The 14,040-nt window shown below is 56.5% G+C and carries 16 protein-coding genes; all 16 read right to left on the reverse strand.

Annotated features, from left to right (window positions below):
• Positions 1–16: 16 nt before the first annotated feature.
• Positions 17–1,918, reverse strand: a complete 1,902-nt coding sequence (locus ACLBWT_RS19370) for a DUF6677 family protein (protein ID WP_447664766.1) — start codon at positions 1,916–1,918, stop codon at positions 17–19.
• A complete protein-coding gene (locus ACLBWT_RS19375) occupies positions 1,915–2,631 on the reverse strand; it encodes an MgtC/SapB family protein (protein WP_447664767.1) in 717 nt (238 codons plus the stop codon). The genes ACLBWT_RS19370 and ACLBWT_RS19375 overlap by 4 nt, the downstream gene beginning before the upstream one ends.
• 208 nt (positions 2,632–2,839) lie before the next feature.
• Positions 2,840–4,282, reverse strand: a complete 1,443-nt coding sequence (gene gatB / locus ACLBWT_RS19380; protein WP_447664768.1) for an Asp-tRNA(Asn)/Glu-tRNA(Gln) amidotransferase subunit GatB — start codon at positions 4,280–4,282, stop codon at positions 2,840–2,842.
• 35 nt (positions 4,283–4,317) lie between these two features.
• Positions 4,318–5,769 carry an Asp-tRNA(Asn)/Glu-tRNA(Gln) amidotransferase subunit GatA gene (gene gatA, locus ACLBWT_RS19385; RefSeq protein ID WP_447664769.1) on the reverse strand — a complete coding sequence of 484 codons (1,452 nt, stop codon included), beginning with the start codon at positions 5,767–5,769 and terminating at the stop codon, positions 4,318–4,320.
• Positions 5,770–5,797: 28 nt separating this feature from the next.
• The gene (gene gatC, locus ACLBWT_RS19390) at positions 5,798–6,085 is read right to left on the reverse strand and encodes an Asp-tRNA(Asn)/Glu-tRNA(Gln) amidotransferase subunit GatC (RefSeq protein WP_447664770.1); all 288 of its coding nucleotides are present in this window, start codon (positions 6,083–6,085) and stop codon (positions 5,798–5,800) included.
• Positions 6,086–6,230: 145 nt separating this feature from the next.
• Positions 6,231–6,935, reverse strand: a complete 705-nt coding sequence (locus ACLBWT_RS19395; RefSeq protein ID WP_447664771.1) for a metal-dependent hydrolase — start codon at positions 6,933–6,935, stop codon at positions 6,231–6,233.
• A 39-nt stretch (positions 6,936–6,974) separates the two neighbouring features.
• Positions 6,975–7,358, reverse strand: a complete 384-nt coding sequence (locus ACLBWT_RS19400; RefSeq protein WP_447664772.1) for an ATPase — start codon at positions 7,356–7,358, stop codon at positions 6,975–6,977.
• Positions 7,359–7,584: 226 nt separating this feature from the next.
• Entirely contained in the window at positions 7,585–8,100 is a 516-nt protein-coding gene (locus ACLBWT_RS19405; protein ID WP_447664773.1) for a hypothetical protein, read from the reverse strand.
• 31 nt (positions 8,101–8,131) lie between these two features.
• Positions 8,132–8,557 carry a hypothetical protein gene (locus ACLBWT_RS19410; RefSeq protein ID WP_447664774.1) on the reverse strand — a complete coding sequence of 142 codons (426 nt, stop codon included), beginning with the start codon at positions 8,555–8,557 and terminating at the stop codon, positions 8,132–8,134.
• The gene (locus ACLBWT_RS19415) at positions 8,554–8,700 is read right to left on the reverse strand and encodes a hypothetical protein (protein WP_447664775.1); all 147 of its coding nucleotides are present in this window, start codon (positions 8,698–8,700) and stop codon (positions 8,554–8,556) included. The genes ACLBWT_RS19410 and ACLBWT_RS19415 overlap by 4 nt, the downstream gene beginning before the upstream one ends.
• Positions 8,701–8,743: 43 nt before the next feature.
• Complete coding sequence (locus ACLBWT_RS19420; RefSeq protein WP_021877242.1) at positions 8,744–8,893, reverse strand: hypothetical protein; 150 nt, start codon at positions 8,891–8,893, stop codon at positions 8,744–8,746.
• A gap of 208 nt (positions 8,894–9,101) precedes the next feature.
• Entirely contained in the window at positions 9,102–9,707 is a 606-nt protein-coding gene (locus ACLBWT_RS19425; RefSeq protein ID WP_447664776.1) for a hypothetical protein, read from the reverse strand.
• Positions 9,708–10,013: 306 nt separating this feature from the next.
• Entirely contained in the window at positions 10,014–10,952 is a 939-nt protein-coding gene (locus tag ACLBWT_RS19430) for a type II secretion system F family protein (protein ID WP_447664777.1), read from the reverse strand.
• Entirely contained in the window at positions 10,949–12,442 is a 1,494-nt protein-coding gene (locus ACLBWT_RS19435) for an ATPase, T2SS/T4P/T4SS family (RefSeq protein WP_447664778.1), read from the reverse strand. Before ACLBWT_RS19435 ends, ACLBWT_RS19430 begins: the two co-directional genes overlap by 4 nt.
• On the reverse strand, positions 12,439–13,275 hold the full coding sequence (locus ACLBWT_RS19440; protein ID WP_447664779.1) for a hypothetical protein: 837 nt from the start codon (positions 13,273–13,275) through the stop codon (positions 12,439–12,441). The genes ACLBWT_RS19435 and ACLBWT_RS19440 overlap by 4 nt, the downstream gene beginning before the upstream one ends.
• Positions 13,272–14,000 (reverse strand): SAF domain-containing protein, encoded by a 729-nt coding sequence (locus ACLBWT_RS19445; protein WP_447664780.1) that lies wholly within the window; start codon positions 13,998–14,000, stop codon positions 13,272–13,274. The genes ACLBWT_RS19440 and ACLBWT_RS19445 overlap by 4 nt, the downstream gene beginning before the upstream one ends.
• Positions 14,001–14,040: the final 40 nt, after the last annotated feature.

The following is a 14,040-nucleotide window of genomic DNA, read 5'->3' on the forward strand; positions in this document are numbered from 1 at the left end:
ATGGGCCTATGCGGTTTCATCCGGGACCAGGATAAGAGGTAATCCGAATGTCGCTGTTGGCATCGACCCGGATCCGGTACGTACCGAGCCCGATTTGGCCTTTAACCGTCTTTTTCTCGATTTGGAGAGGAAGCTCGGCACGGATCGTCCCGAAGGTAACCGATCCATCTACCGTATAAGAGCCGTCCGCCGGCAAGGATAAGAGAATTTCGCCAATGGAGCTGTTGATGTCCCAAGTGCCCCCGACGACAGAGCTTGCCAGGCTGATTTCTCCATTCAGCGTATCCGCCTGCACGCTCCCGCTGACTTCACGGACATGGATGAATCCGTTCCTCGTCTCGAGCAGCGCTTCACCACGGACATCGTTGATGTCCAGATTGCCATTGGCCGTGGAAGCGGTCAGCTTGCCATGGATCGACGAGGCTGAGATCGCTCCTTCCTTGGCCGACAACGCCGCGTCTCCGGTAATTCTCCGGGCCTTCACCTCGCCGTTGCTAGTGCCTGCTTCCAGCGGTCCGGTCAAATCCATCGCTTCGATGGAACCGCTGCGATTGCGTACGACAAACCCGCCGGTTGCGCGGATGCCGCTTAGCTTGACGGAGCCGTTGCCCGCATTGAGCAGGAATTTGACCGATCTCTCAGGAGCAGCGGGAGGAGGAGCGGGACTCGCAGCGTCCGCCTCTGGAGAAGGGGATGGCTCCGTACCATCAGGAACATTCTCTCCTGGCAGGGCCGTTGCCGTCGAAATAGGAACCGGAGAAGGGGATGCTCCTGGAACGGACAGCAGCGTCTCCAAATCGGCTGGAATCGTAATCCGAAGATTGAAACGCGGCATCCGCGCCCCGTTGGCGCCGTAAGGCATCCCCTTCGTCTCGATATGCAGCTTTCCTTCCGCAGAAAGGGTGACGGCTGATTTTTGCTCCACCAGATCCGCTTCCTGCTTGTTGTCGGAATCGACCCAGAGCATCGCTTCAACGGTTACTTCCCGGCTGTACGGGTCTGTCGAAGGTACGACCGACACGTCTCCGTTGGGGTTATCGACCACGACATCGTTCAGCGGTTCCGTAATTACGGCGGATACTGGCTTCAAGCTGTAGCTATACCCCTTTTCCTCCGAAAGATTTTCCATCCTCGCACCCGTTCCGTATTGGTCCAGCCAGCGGAAAGGAAGCCCTCCATATTGGGTAATCGAGTAGGCTGATCCTGCAAGCAGAAGCGCTGCAAGAAGCGAGCCAGCGCCTGCCGACAGCCGGCGGCCAGCTTTTTTCCTCTCCAGCAGCTGGTAGACCAGCATTTCGATCCCGGCAAGGACGAACAAGAGCGGCCACCAGTCGGCTAACAGCCCGATGTCATTGCGTCCCGCAACCTGATCCCACAACAGCAGAACTCCGCATGCGGCCAGCACAGCGGCGCTGCTGAGCCTGCCGAAGCGGAAGAAGCCCGGCTTGATCCGAAAAGCCATCCATCCGGCGATGATCAGGAGAATGACTCCCGATGCCATATCCCCAAGCCAATCCAGTCTTGGCTGGACAGCTCTTGTCGGACGGATAAGGAAAAACAGAATGATTCCACCGGCGACAAGAATCATGCTATGAGTCATCGCGAAGCCTGCATGCTCCGGCTGAAGGCGCGCTTCGTCTTCAGACAGACGCCTGCGGCTGGCAATCTGCAGGGCATCGAACACGCTGACGAAATACAGCGCCGGCAGCGCCATTCCCAAATAAACGAGCAAAAGGGCTCGGCTGCCGCTCGTTGCATCGGAAAATCGGACGAGAGCCGCCAGATCCAGCAGCACCGCAAGCAAAATGACCAGGCCGCGTCCATAGCGACCGATATAGAGATGGCCTCCGCCGGGAAGCAAAAAAGCAAGCAGCCCGGCAAGCCAGCGACGTTTCGGTTGGGATCGGGTATTGTTCATTCCGCGCTCACGGCATGCACACCATCCAGCGATTTGATTTCTTCAAGCAACTTGATCATATTGCACGATCGGGGGAAATTGACATACAGCAGCAGCATCACCCTCGGCCCTTCCATTTCCCAGTCCCCGTGCTCCTGCAGCGACATCTTGCGCATGACGATGCCTTGCTGCTGGAGAAGAGCGCTGATCGCCTGAAGAAGAGCGTTCGTTTCGTCAGCCAGAATCTGCAGGTGATGTTCTTTTTTTCCGTTGCTGAATTTGCGTTCGACTTTATTAAGGACGATAAGGACGATAAGGACGATCACCGTGACGGACACGGCAGGAAACAGAAATCCAGCCCCGACCGCAAGTCCGATGGCGGAAACGACCCATAGCGTAGCGGCCGTCGTAAGGCCCGTAATGGATTTCCCGGTAAATAAGATGGTGCCCGCTCCCAGAAAACCTATGCCCGTAATGACTTGCGCAGCCAGTCGCGCCGGGTCGAGACGGACATTCGTCTCGTTGATGAAGGCTGAAAATCCATATGCCGACAAAAGCATCAGCAGACAGGAGCCAAGGCAAACTAATATATTGGTTCGAAGCCCCGCCGCATGATTCGACTGCTCCCGCTCGAAACCGACAAGCCCGCCGAGCAGAACAGCCATCAGCAGCCGGAGCAGCATCTCCCATTCGCTGATATACCACGGGCTGCTCGCAGCCAAGGATGCGCTCATGATGTCATCCCATCCTTTCTCTTCGTTGCTGCGCGCCTTTTCAGGCTATTGTACCTTACTGCATGCGTCGACATGAAGCATTCTTCGCTTCCTCATACTTTAACACGGATGCAAGGTTCCGTAACGGTCAAGACGAGCAGGAGCGATAAACTTCGTGCTCACATGGCATATTGAAAAAAGCCGCTCCCGATAGGGAACGGCCGTGAAATCAACGGTTGAGATAGTCGGTCAAAAGCTTGTTGACGAGTCCCGGGTTCGCTTTGCCGCGGGATTCCTTCATCACTTGGCCGACGAGGAAGCCGATTGCTTTTTCCTTGCCAGCGCGGTAGTCCTCCACCGACTGCGGGTTCGCTGCGACGACCTTTTCGACAATGCCTTGAATGGCTCCTTCGTCGCTGATCTGGACGAGTCCCTGCTCTTCCACGATCTGCTGCGGAAGCTTGCCGCTCTCGAGCATTTCCTTGAATACTGTCTTGGCGATCTTGCCGCTGATCGTTCCTTTTTCGAGGAGGCCGATCATTTCTCCCAAGCCTTGGCCCGTGATCGCGACGCCGTCGATCTCCTTGCCCGTCTGATTCAGATAAGCGAGAAGATCGCCCATGATCCAGTTGGACACGGATTTGGCATCGTTCGTATACGCCAGGCTTTCTTCAAAGAAATCAGCCAGCTTCTTGGAAGAGGTAATGACGCCGGCATCATAAGCAGGCAGACCGTACTGAGAGGTGTAGCGAGCTTGCCGTGCATCCGGAAGCTCCGGAATGGAAGCGCGGACGCGCTCCTTCCACTCGCTGTCGATCAGCAGCCGAACCAGGTCAGGATCGGGGAAATACCGATAGTCATGCGACTCTTCCTTGCCGCGCATGGAGAAGGTTTTGCCCTGGGAATCGTCCCAGCGGCGCGTCTCCTGCACGACGGTACCGCCGCCATCCAGAATGTCGGCCTGCCGCATCTGCTCGTACTCGAGTCCGCGCTGCACGCCGCGGAAAGAGTTCATGTTCTTGAGCTCGGCACGGGTTCCAAGTTTCTCCTGTCCCCATGGGCGCAGGCTGATGTTGGCGTCGCAGCGCAGGCTGCCTTCTTCCATCTTCACGTCGGACACGTCGCAATACTGCATGATGGCGCGGAGCTTTTCCAAATAGGCCTTCGCTTCCTCCGGGGTACGGAGATCCGGCTCGGATACGATCTCCACGAGCGGAGTGCCGACACGGTTGAAGTCCACGAGGGAGGCGAAGCCGCCTTCTACGTGGGTCAGCTTGCCGGCGTCCTCCTCCAGATGGAGGCGGGTAATGCCGATCCGCTTCGTCTCGCCGTTCACTTCGATGTCGATCCAGCCGTTCTCGCCGATCGGCTGATCGAATTGGGAAATCTGATACGCCTTCGGAGAATCGGGATAGAAATAGTTTTTACGGTCGAACTTGCTGATATCGGCAACGGTGCAGTTAAGCGCCATGGCTGCCTTCATCGCGTACTCGACCGCCTGCCGGTTCAGCACCGGCAATACGCCGGGATGGCCGAGGCAGATCGGGCATGTATGGGTATTCGGCGGCGCGCCGAACGATGTCGAGCAGCCGCAGAAAATTTTGCTGGCGGTATGCAGCTCCACATGCACTTCAAGCCCGATCACCGTTTCATACGAATTGTATTCCGTCATGGATAACGTTCCTCCTGCTTGCAAGATACGGGCGCTTACAGCTGCGGGCGCGCCTTGTGGTGGTCGGTATGCTGCTCGAATGCATGGGCTGCGCGCAGCACAGTCGCTTCATCGAACGCCTTGCCGATCAGCTGCAAGCCGACAGGAAGGCCGTCCGCGAAGCCGCATGGCACGCTGATGGCCGGCACGCCGGCCAGGCTGACCGGGATGGTGACGATGTCGTTGAGATACATCGTCAGCGGGTCGCCGATCTGCTCGCCGATGCGGAATGCAGGCGTCGGAGCCGTCGGTCCGAGCAGCAGGTCGAAGTTCTCGAATGCCTGGTCGAAGTCGCGCTTGATCAAGGTGCGGACCTTTTGCGCCTTCAGATAGTAAGCGTCGTAGTAGCCGGAGCTGAGCGCATACGTGCCGAGCATGATGCGGCGTTTCACCTCGTCGCCGAAGCCTTGGCTGCGGGACTTGCGGTACAATTCGATGAGATTGTCCGGATTGTCGGCGCGCACGCCGAACCGGACTCCGTCGAACCGGGCCAGGTTGGAGGAAGCTTCAGAGGAAGCGAGCAGGTAGTAGGTCGCGACCGCATACTCCGTATGGGGCAGCGATACTTCTTCCCATGTCGCTCCGAGGCTCTCGTACACTTTGAGCGCGGCCAGGACGGATTCCTTGACTTTAGGGTCGATGCCTTGACCCATATATTCCTTCGGAACGCCGATGCGAAGCCCTTTGACATCTCCTGTCAAAGCGCTGACGTAATCCGGAATGGAAACGTTCGCCGATGTCGAATCCATGCCGTCATGTCCCGCAATGGCTTGCAGCACATAGGCGGAATCCTCGACGTTTTTGGTCAGCGGCCCGATCGCGTCCAGCGAGGAAGCGAATGCGACCAGACCGAAGCGGGATACGAGGCCGTAGGTCGGCTTCAAGCCGACGACACCGCAATAGGATGCTGGCTGGCGGATGGAGCCGCCGGTGTCGGATCCTAGAGCGAAATACACTTGGCCGGCTGCAACCGAGGCAGCCGAGCCGCCGCTGGATCCTCCAGGGACATAGTCCGTATTCCAAGGATTGCGGACGGGGTGGAAGCTGGAGTTCTCATTGGAACCGCCCATCGCGAATTCATCCATGTTGAGCTTGCCGATCGTAACCGCTCCGGCATCGCGCAGCCTGGAAGCCGCGGTCGAGTCGTAGATCGGATCGTAATTGCTCAGGAACTGGCTGGCGCAAGTCGTGCGAAGCCCCTTCGTGACAATATTGTCCTTGATGCCTGCGGGAAGCGCGTGCAGCAGCCCCTTCTCCGCTCCTGCGTCGCGGTCCAGCCCTGCAGCCCTGGCACGCGCGGATTCCTCGTTCAGCGTCAGGAAAGCCCCTATCTTGCCGTCCGTCTCCGCGATGCGCTTGAAGGAAGCATCCGTCAGTTCAGCAGCCGAAAGCTTGCCGGCAGCGAGCTCGTTATGTACATCCTGAAGTCTCTTGTCAAATAAAGCCAAGCGTTGTTCCTCCTTTCAGCTAGGGATCCTATTCCAGCACGGCAGGCACTTTGAACTGCCCGTCCTCTTCATCCGGCGCGTTCAGCAGAGCGGTCTCGTTGGACACCGATTCGCGTACCTGATCTTTCCGCATGACGTTCGTCACCGGCAATACATGACTCGTAGGCTCCACATCCGTCGTATCCAGCTCTCCGAGCTTATCTGCATAAGCGAGTATGGCGCTGAGCTGCTGGGCAAATTGCTCCTTCTCCGATTCCGTGAACTCCAGCCGGGCCAGTCCCGCCACATGCTCCACATCCCGAATCGTTATATTCATCGCGCTGTTCCCCCTTGCCTGTTCGTCATTCCTTGTATTATACCTTGAGTTCGACAACATTCTCAATGAGCTGCATATGCAAAAAAAGAAGGCGTCCGCCAAGTTGGCGGCGCCTTCTGCGCTACTTGCTTGCTGTGCCGGAATATCACTTCCAGGCAGAGAGATCGACCTTGGAGCCCGGCTCGACGACCTGGCCCTTCAGGCCGAGCCCTCTCAGGCTCTCGACGAAAGCGCCGGCATCCTGACGGATCGGCGGAAACGTATCGTAGTGGATCGGCACGACATGCTCCGCTCCATACCATTCGGCCGCCTGCAAGGCATCCTCAGGCCCCATCGTGTAATGGCCTCCGATCGGGATGAAGGCGATATCCGGCTTGCTGCGCTTGCCGATCAGAGCCATGTCAGAGAACAGGCAAGTATCGCCGGCATGCAGAATCCGCTTGCCGTCCACCTCAATGACAAATCCGGCCGGCATGCCGCCGTATACGATTCTCTGCTCGTCATCGAGCACGATGCCCGAACTGTGGAAGGCCGGTATCATCGTCGCCTTGGCGAATCCGAGGTCGACCGTTCCACCCATGTTCATGTCGATCGTCTCGGCTCCTTGCCAGGACATATAGGCAGCCAGTTCGGGAATAGCGACGATCGGAGCTCCGTTGGCCTTGGAAATGTCTGCGGCGTCCAGAATATGATCCTGATGCGCATGAGTAAGGAGAACGTAATCCGTGCGGATATCGGACGGATTGCTCTTGGACAGCGGATTGCCGCTTATGAATGGATCGACCAGCAGGGACTTCCCGTTATCCGCCGTAATTTGAATGCAAGATTGGCCGTGAAAAATGATTTCCATCCTCATCATCCTCCTGTATCAACTAAAGTCCGCGCCTTCTTAAATCCAGGCCTTGAGATTGACTTGCCGGATAAAGTCGTCGCGGCTCTGCAGCTCTTTGGATCCGGGATCTTCGGCAGGCTCTTCGGCTTCTTCGCCGTTCATGATCCGGTTGAACAGCTCTTCGTTGCGGGTCGCCAAGGCATAATCGATCAGAGCCTCCCGCTCCACGCGGTCAGCCTCCAGACGAAGGAGGATCTCCTCCAGCTCCACGTCATCTCCCGGAACGAGAAAATTGCGGTTTTCCGCAGGTATGCGGACGACATAATCAAATACATTATCCGCATTGCGGTCATAAGCAATAATATATCCATACTCCCCGACAGGAAGATTCTGCTCATATTGATCAGCGATGATAACGACCTTGTCTCCGAGCTTCAGCATTGTCACTCGCCCCCCTGCTCTTTGCCGCGGCCCATTGAAATATACAGAAATGAAGGGCTCGCGGACAGCTCTTTTAAAAAGTTTACTAGAAGTAGCGGGGTAAGTGCAAACTGATGTGTTCAAGAGCTGGTAGATTAAGAGAATAAGCCGAGCTGGAGGAAAGGAAATCAATAGCCTTGACACGGAATTTTCCTGTCCGGCATCAACCATCCGCTGCGGTTCCTGATTAGGGGCTAACGCTCGAATAGACGGCATTCATCGGCCCGGTCAGCTCAGCCGTTCCTTTCACATGCCAGACAATCGGCTCCATCATGGAAAACAACCGCGGGTAAGAGACGGCTATGATCATGACGACGCCGGGCCGATCGAGCGTCACTTCGTAATTGTATCGGGAATTGCGGTACGTGAAAGGAAACGGCTGGCCGGCGTTGATGACCGCCCAGTCTTCCAGCACGACGAGCTGGCGCAGCCTGGAGCCGGGAAGCGGCTGGCCCGAAGCATCCAGCAGCAGATTGAGCTGTAAGTACTCCATTGCCGTTTCGTACGCCGCCTCTTCATTGATCGTGAACCGGCCTTCGGCCAAATCCTCCTTGTTCAGCTGCTGGGCGGCCGCATGGACGGCTCTGCTGACGGAATGCTTGCTCTCGAACAAGGTGCGGATCGATCTTTCCTCGTCGATCTGCAGCGCATGGGCGGAAGCCCAGACGGTCAGCATGAGCATGATAAGCAGCAGTTTGGACATGTTTTTCCCCTTGTATGATTAGGTTCAGGCATTATGGCACGTATTCGCTCATTTTAATGCCCGATGCGGACATCCTCTCCTCCGGATCAGGCACAGCAACCCCTATTAGGCTGTCGATCTGGAACAGCCTTTCGTAGGGATAGCTGATCGTAAGAAGCAGCCCCGTTCCTCTCAGCAAAGGTCTGGCCGAAGAAGTGGCGTCGCCTCCATCCGAAGCCGATATGCGATACCGGATCTGATCCCGCCTCATTCCAGCCTGCTCCAGCCTGCTGCGGGAGGCTTCGACCATGGCATCGTCGATATAGCCGCGGCTGCCGCTCGCCCCCGTCTCGAGAAGGAAATCCACTTCTTTCTGCAGGAGAGCTTCTCTGACGATGAAGACATGCTTGTAAAGCGGCGAAAACATCATCCAGCACAGCATTCCGGCAAACAGGACGAACACCAGAATCTGCTTCATGGATCGGTGCTCCGGATTTCTTCCGCCATCCGGCTGCCCATCGAGGCTAATCGGCCTTGGGACCCTTCCGCTCCGTCCACGACGGATAGATAAATGGCGATGACCGTTACCAATAAAAGCATGGATACGAGCAGTTCCTTCATGGATCCCCCTTGCTTTCAGCCAATCGATTGGACACTTAGTATTTTAGGGCAACAGACTGCTGATTTGGCCGTTCGCAGCCGTTCCGTGATTCTGAATCTGTACCCGCGTACCGGTGCCGTTATCCGCGATAATGGAGTTGAACAGCAGCATGACGACAACCAGCATCATGACCGTGACTAAAATATTGCGCATCATCTCACCTCCTTGAATAGCATTTGCCATAAACCGGATCATGGATCAATGGAGTCAAGCGGGAGTCGATCTAGTGAGTTGCTTTAGCTGTCCAGTCGGATGAGCTGTCGAGTTGCTATAGCTGTCGAGTTGGATGAGCTGTAGAGTTGGATGAGCTGTCGAGTCTGATGAGCTGAATCAGGTACTTGTTCAGCTCAGAGTGGTTGCGCTAATTGAGCGAATTGAATAGAACTTGGCTCTCCCTCACCCATGGATAGATAAAGACCTGAAAGGTATACAGAATCGGAATACCCGCGAGAACGAACAACATGTATGAGCTCGACTCCTTGCGGCTTTCCTTCAAAAGCTCCAGCTTGTCCTTATAATCGCGGATACGCTCCCTTAAGAGGACGTAATAAGCCTCATGATCATGCACCCGCAGCGATTCGATCGTCTCGGCGAAGCTCATTCCCTCCTCCGTCCCGATCCGTTGCTTGAACTGGCGGATGGATCCTTCGGCATCGTGATACCATTCGCCGAGCAGCCGCTGAAGGTCGCTCCGAATGGATCGTGTATAGAGCACGCATCTCATGAGTTTGGCGTGAATATGCAGGCTGGAGCCTTGCAGATACAGCAGCTGTACGCTGATGGCATGCACTTCCTGGATGACACGCCTCGATCGGGCTTTCTTCCAGGCACCGAGAATGGATTTGTCGGCATAGGCGCAGACAAATACCGCCGCGGATACAGCCATGATTGCTGCTTGAACGGGTCGCGCCGCTCCTAGTGCCATCCAGGCTCCAAATCCCGTCACCGCGAGCATGCAAGCCAGCATTGATATCCTCCGTACAAGCAGATAAAGCCCCGGATCGTATTCCAGACCGCATCCGGCCAGCAGCGCCGCCCTTGATTTATAATCGAGGCTGTCCTTAGAAAGCTTCCAAAATGCAAGCCGTTCATCCGTCACCCGAACATGCTTCCAAGGACGTTCGGGAAGATGGAGCCAGCGCTTGCGCCTCGCCGGAAGCAACCTCCCTAAGAAAATGATCGAAACCGCGATAAGCACGAACTGTCCCAAAGCAGATGCATAGAATATGGCAGTGGCCCAGCCTTCCATCATGATCATAAACACCTGTGTCCTTTACATTTTTTTGCGTGAGAGCCAAAGCCCCATCAAGAAAGACATGAATATAAGCAGCAGCGCATTCAGAAGCATGTCCCTGCCTGCGGCGTCCTGCAGATAATACCGGTAGGAATTGTCTGCGTTGTACCGGATATTGATTCCCATGAAGATGGCAAGAAAAAGGATCGGCGTAAAGTTCGCGATTCGAATCTCCAGAAGCTTATGGCGTTCCTGTTCTGCAATCCGCCTCGACTTGCGCATGTCTCCCACCAGTTCCCGCAGATTTTCGGATACTGGATTGCCTTCAATGAGGGCGATTCGGAGAATTTCGACCAGATAATCGCCCCACATATGACCGAGCGACGAAGCGAAGATCCGAAGGCTGGCTTCGTCATCCCCTCGGACGGACAGGTTGCGGTACAGCTGCTCGAAAACGGGCTGCATCGGTCCAAGAAGCCGCTGTTCCTCGACAACCCGCTGCAATGCCCTGCGGATCTGCCGTTCGCCCGTAATCATATAACATTGGTAAAAGAGTTCCACCGCCGGAAGGAAGTCCATTCTCGCCTGCATCTGGCGATGCAGCAGCAGGCTTCTAAGGAAAACGTAAGGGATCAGCCCTCCCATGGCTCCGGAAAGCAGACTTCCTTTGATGCTTAAAAACAGCAGCGCCCCTCCCGTTGATCCTGCAGACAAAAGAAAGAAGGATAAAAGCAAAAAGCCTTCGGGTTTGATTCTAGACTGCACCGATTCAAGCAAGAGAGAGAGATGACTGTACATACGCTCCTGCTTGGCCAACAAGGAAGCAAGCCTTGCCTTGAAGCTGCGGTCGCGGCGGTAGTGAAGTCTGGCAGCCGAATAATAGGCCCTCTCCCCGTGACGAAGCATCGTCATCACCAGGATGAAGAGGCATAGTCCGAGAAGCAGGGAGGCCGCGGCGGCAAGGACCCCTCCGGTCACAGCTGCAACGCCTTCATCGGAATCTCCGTCCTATATTCGCCAGCTTCAGCCTCGGAGACATCAAAACCGGCAGAAGACATCGAATAGCCTGCTTCGGCAAAGCGCCTGCAATCATCCGGATCAGGAGAAGCTGCCATATGCCAACTGCCTGATCCGCGTTCATACACGGCCCAGTCGAGCACGCTTGCTTGTCCACGATCCCAGCGTATCCGGCCTATTCTTACGATTCTTCGCTTGCCGTCCAAGACTTGCATCTGGATGCCGATCTGGGTCACATAACCTGCAATCCGCTTGGACAATCGTTCCGGATTCATGGCTCTTCCATCAAGCATGCACATGTCGCAGATCGTATCCGGTATATCTTCAAGACGGTTCGCATGAACGGTCGTCATGCTGCCCGAGTGCCCCCGGGTGCAGGCCCTTACGTAGATGTTCGCATCGTCATCCCGAATCTCGGCATGGATGATCCTATCGGGGGATTGTCTGAGCGCCAGCTTGAATGCTTGTCCGGAACGGTGGAGGGGATCATCCTCGTCCATTTCGTATTCCACCGCGTTCTTATTTGGAAAATCGCGGCTCAGCATCATCTCCAGCCGGCTTTCCAGCGTGACGAGACGCTCGTCGTCGGGCAGTTCCGCGATGAGAGCCTTAAGCAGATGGGTTTTGCCTGATCCCGTCGGTCCGATAATGACCAGATTGTACCGGCACTCAAGCGCGGCTCTAAGCATGGTTGCCATGGCGGCGTTCATCGTGCCGCACTCGGGAGAGATCAGCTCTTCCAGGCGAAAAGCCCTTGAAGCGTAAAAACGAAGCGTAAGCGTTGGCTGGGACGTGAATCCGAATCCCGTCATCGTAACGCGGGTGCCGTCCCGCATCATGACTTCGGCCCATCTTTTGCGGGGATTGATGCGGTCATTATTGTAGAGAACAAGATTTTGCTGGATCCGCTCCACCTCCTTCAATGACTGGAAGCGACACGGAGATCGCGAGACCTGGCCTTCCCGCATCACATAAATTCTTGTTCCTACGACCTGGATTTCTTCCAAGCCGGTCCGCTCCTTAAGGACAAGCTCCAGCGCCCCCAGCCCGATGACTTCTGCGAACAGCGCCTCCGCCAAGGAAGGGTACCCGCCAGCCGTTCCGGGCAGCTCGTGAATGCGAAGCCTCAACAGCCTGTCCGTGATGAGAGCCAGAATCTCCTTGCGCTCTCCCGAATAACCGAGAACGGCCCGATTCAGCTTCTCGCCGTATTCTCGCCGCTCTTCCTCCGTCAAGCCGCGCGGCGAAGCTAGATATGCCCTCATGTCATCGGCCGCTTTGGCAAAGTCGGATGGCTTCCGAGCCTGATCCTCGTCAGCTTCACCGACGTCTTTCATCATCATCCGGACGACCGGAACAGTTCCGGCTTGCTTCGGCAAGCTTTCGTTCGCGTCCTCGTTTTTGAGCTTCGCGGAATAGGCGGAGGGGGAAAATCTCTTCTCTCCGCTCATACTCCCAGCTCTCCCCGATGAGCGCGCAGCCGGCGATACCAAGGCTGCGATTCCACAGCCGGCCGCTGCCTCAGGCCATGCCGATTCACAAGCGTCTCTGCTGGACCGCTCATGACCTGGGTACCGGCAGCATCCTTCTTGAGCCAATGCCCGTATCGGCCATGGTCAAGGGAATCATAAAAGGCTTCGTTCGTTTGGAAACTTCCGATCAGCGGCAATCCTGTCTCTTTTCCGATTTCCTTCATCTTGTATCCTCCTGTTCTCCATGGAGAGTGTATGGGAAGCAGCTCATATCGGCTTGGATCGACTCCGAACAAAGGGGACACCTGGCGAATCCAGCGGCTGCAATCCTCCTGGAAATGCGAGAGCGCTCCGGTCGTGCACAATACCCGGGAATCGGCGCGCCGAGCCGCGCTGATTGTCGCGGCATTGTCCCAGTAGCAGCCGGCATCCGCCACGACCGCCGAGAAGGTCAGGGCAGCTGTCTCCAGCAAATGCTCTGCTTCCTCCGGCGTGAAATATTCGGCCTGGTCCCTGAGCAGATTGCCAAAGAGAGCATGTACGCCAGGCTCATCCGGGGATGGCCAGCAAGCTCGCCTCAGCATCCGCGGTGTCAGGGAGCGGGATTTCAGCTCGGGACGGATCGCATCCAGAGTATGCGCAGGAGCATCGCTCCCAAGGTAACGATGAATCTTGGCGCTCTTCAAGTTCAGGCATAGGAAGCCGACCTCTCCGCCGGTCTGCTCCGCGATTCGGCAGGCCGCCGCATACGCCGCCGCCGTCGTCCCGATGTTGGGCGTCGTCCCGATAAAGGCGATCAGCGGTGCCGTCATGGCCTGCCTCCCGCGGCGGCAGCCGCCACAGCGTTGAGCGAGTCTGGGCTATAGGCCACGACGAGCTTGCTCTCTCCCGACTTGCAAAGCGAATCGATCCGGAGCCACTGCTCTTCCGTCAGATTCAGGTTGATGTCCTCGATCCTTCCGTTCGCATCCCGGCGGGAAGCATACATCTTCTCGCGGTCGCCAGCGGCAAGCGACAGCAGATTGGGATTGTCCATGTCGTCGATCTCCTGGTTTCCTCCAGTCTTCACCGAAGCGACGATGACGGGTTCCGGGAACAGCCTTTCCGACAGCTCAGCCGCTCCCGAGACATACAGCTGCACCCGATCGCCGGCGCGGATGCCGTTGGATACCGAAAGCACATAGCTTCGGGGCAGCTGGAAGGTGGATTCGTTCTTGGCCGGCATCAGCCGGTATCCATCCATCTTCCAGCTTCGAAGCGGCTCTCCTTCCCCAAGCGGAACGACGGCCTCCTTGCCTGCCGCCAAACCCATATCCGTCATCATGTCGGAATTGAACGCCATCTCCGGAATCGCCATGTAACGGAGATCTTCCGCCGATATCCTCTCCCCGGCCGCAATGAAGCGCTTGGGAGCGACGATCTGCACCGACTGCTGCCTCTCCAGCATCTTGGATTGGACTTGATAAAGACCGTATACAAGTACGGCTGATAGCGCAGCTGCCAGAAAAGCGGTGGATTTCTGATTTCTTTTGAACATGTCGCTCCCTTCTCTGCCCAGGAAAAACAAAAAACGCAAG

The organism is Paenibacillus sp. D51F, assembly GCF_053345695.1.

What these genes read in the sequence shown, in the direction of transcription:
- ACLBWT_RS19370 (WP_447664766.1), bottom strand. Translation starts at nt 1,918, where the DNA reads ATGAACAATACCCGATCCCAACCGAAACGTCGCTGGCTTGCCGGGCTG.
- ACLBWT_RS19375 (WP_447664767.1), bottom strand. Translation starts at nt 2,631, where the DNA reads ATGAGCGCATCCTTGGCTGCGAGCAGCCCGTGGTATATCAGCGAATGG.
- gatB (WP_447664768.1), bottom strand. Translation starts at nt 4,282, where the DNA reads ATGACGGAATACAATTCGTATGAAACGGTGATCGGGCTTGAAGTGCAT.
- gatC (WP_447664770.1), bottom strand. Translation starts at nt 6,085, where the DNA reads ATGAATATAACGATTCGGGATGTGGAGCATGTGGCGGGACTGGCCCGG.
- ACLBWT_RS19395 (WP_447664771.1), bottom strand. Translation starts at nt 6,935, where the DNA reads ATGGAAATCATTTTTCACGGCCAATCTTGCATTCAAATTACGGCGGAT.
- ACLBWT_RS19400 (WP_447664772.1), bottom strand. Translation starts at nt 7,358, where the DNA reads ATGCTGAAGCTCGGAGACAAGGTCGTTATCATCGCTGATCAATATGAG.
- ACLBWT_RS19405 (WP_447664773.1), bottom strand. Translation starts at nt 8,100, where the DNA reads ATGTCCAAACTGCTGCTTATCATGCTCATGCTGACCGTCTGGGCTTCC.
- ACLBWT_RS19410 (WP_447664774.1), bottom strand. Translation starts at nt 8,557, where the DNA reads ATGAAGCAGATTCTGGTGTTCGTCCTGTTTGCCGGAATGCTGTGCTGG.
- ACLBWT_RS19415 (WP_447664775.1), bottom strand. Translation starts at nt 8,700, where the DNA reads ATGAAGGAACTGCTCGTATCCATGCTTTTATTGGTAACGGTCATCGCC.
- ACLBWT_RS19420 (WP_021877242.1), bottom strand. Translation starts at nt 8,893, where the DNA reads ATGCGCAATATTTTAGTCACGGTCATGATGCTGGTTGTCGTCATGCTG.
- ACLBWT_RS19425 (WP_447664776.1), bottom strand. Translation starts at nt 9,707, where the DNA reads ATGCTGGCTTGCATGCTCGCGGTGACGGGATTTGGAGCCTGGATGGCA.
- ACLBWT_RS19435 (WP_447664778.1), bottom strand. Translation starts at nt 12,442, where the DNA reads ATGAGCGGAGAGAAGAGATTTTCCCCCTCCGCCTATTCCGCGAAGCTC.
- ACLBWT_RS19440 (WP_447664779.1), bottom strand. Translation starts at nt 13,275, where the DNA reads ATGACGGCACCGCTGATCGCCTTTATCGGGACGACGCCCAACATCGGG.
- ACLBWT_RS19445 (WP_447664780.1), bottom strand. Translation starts at nt 14,000, where the DNA reads ATGTTCAAAAGAAATCAGAAATCCACCGCTTTTCTGGCAGCTGCGCTA.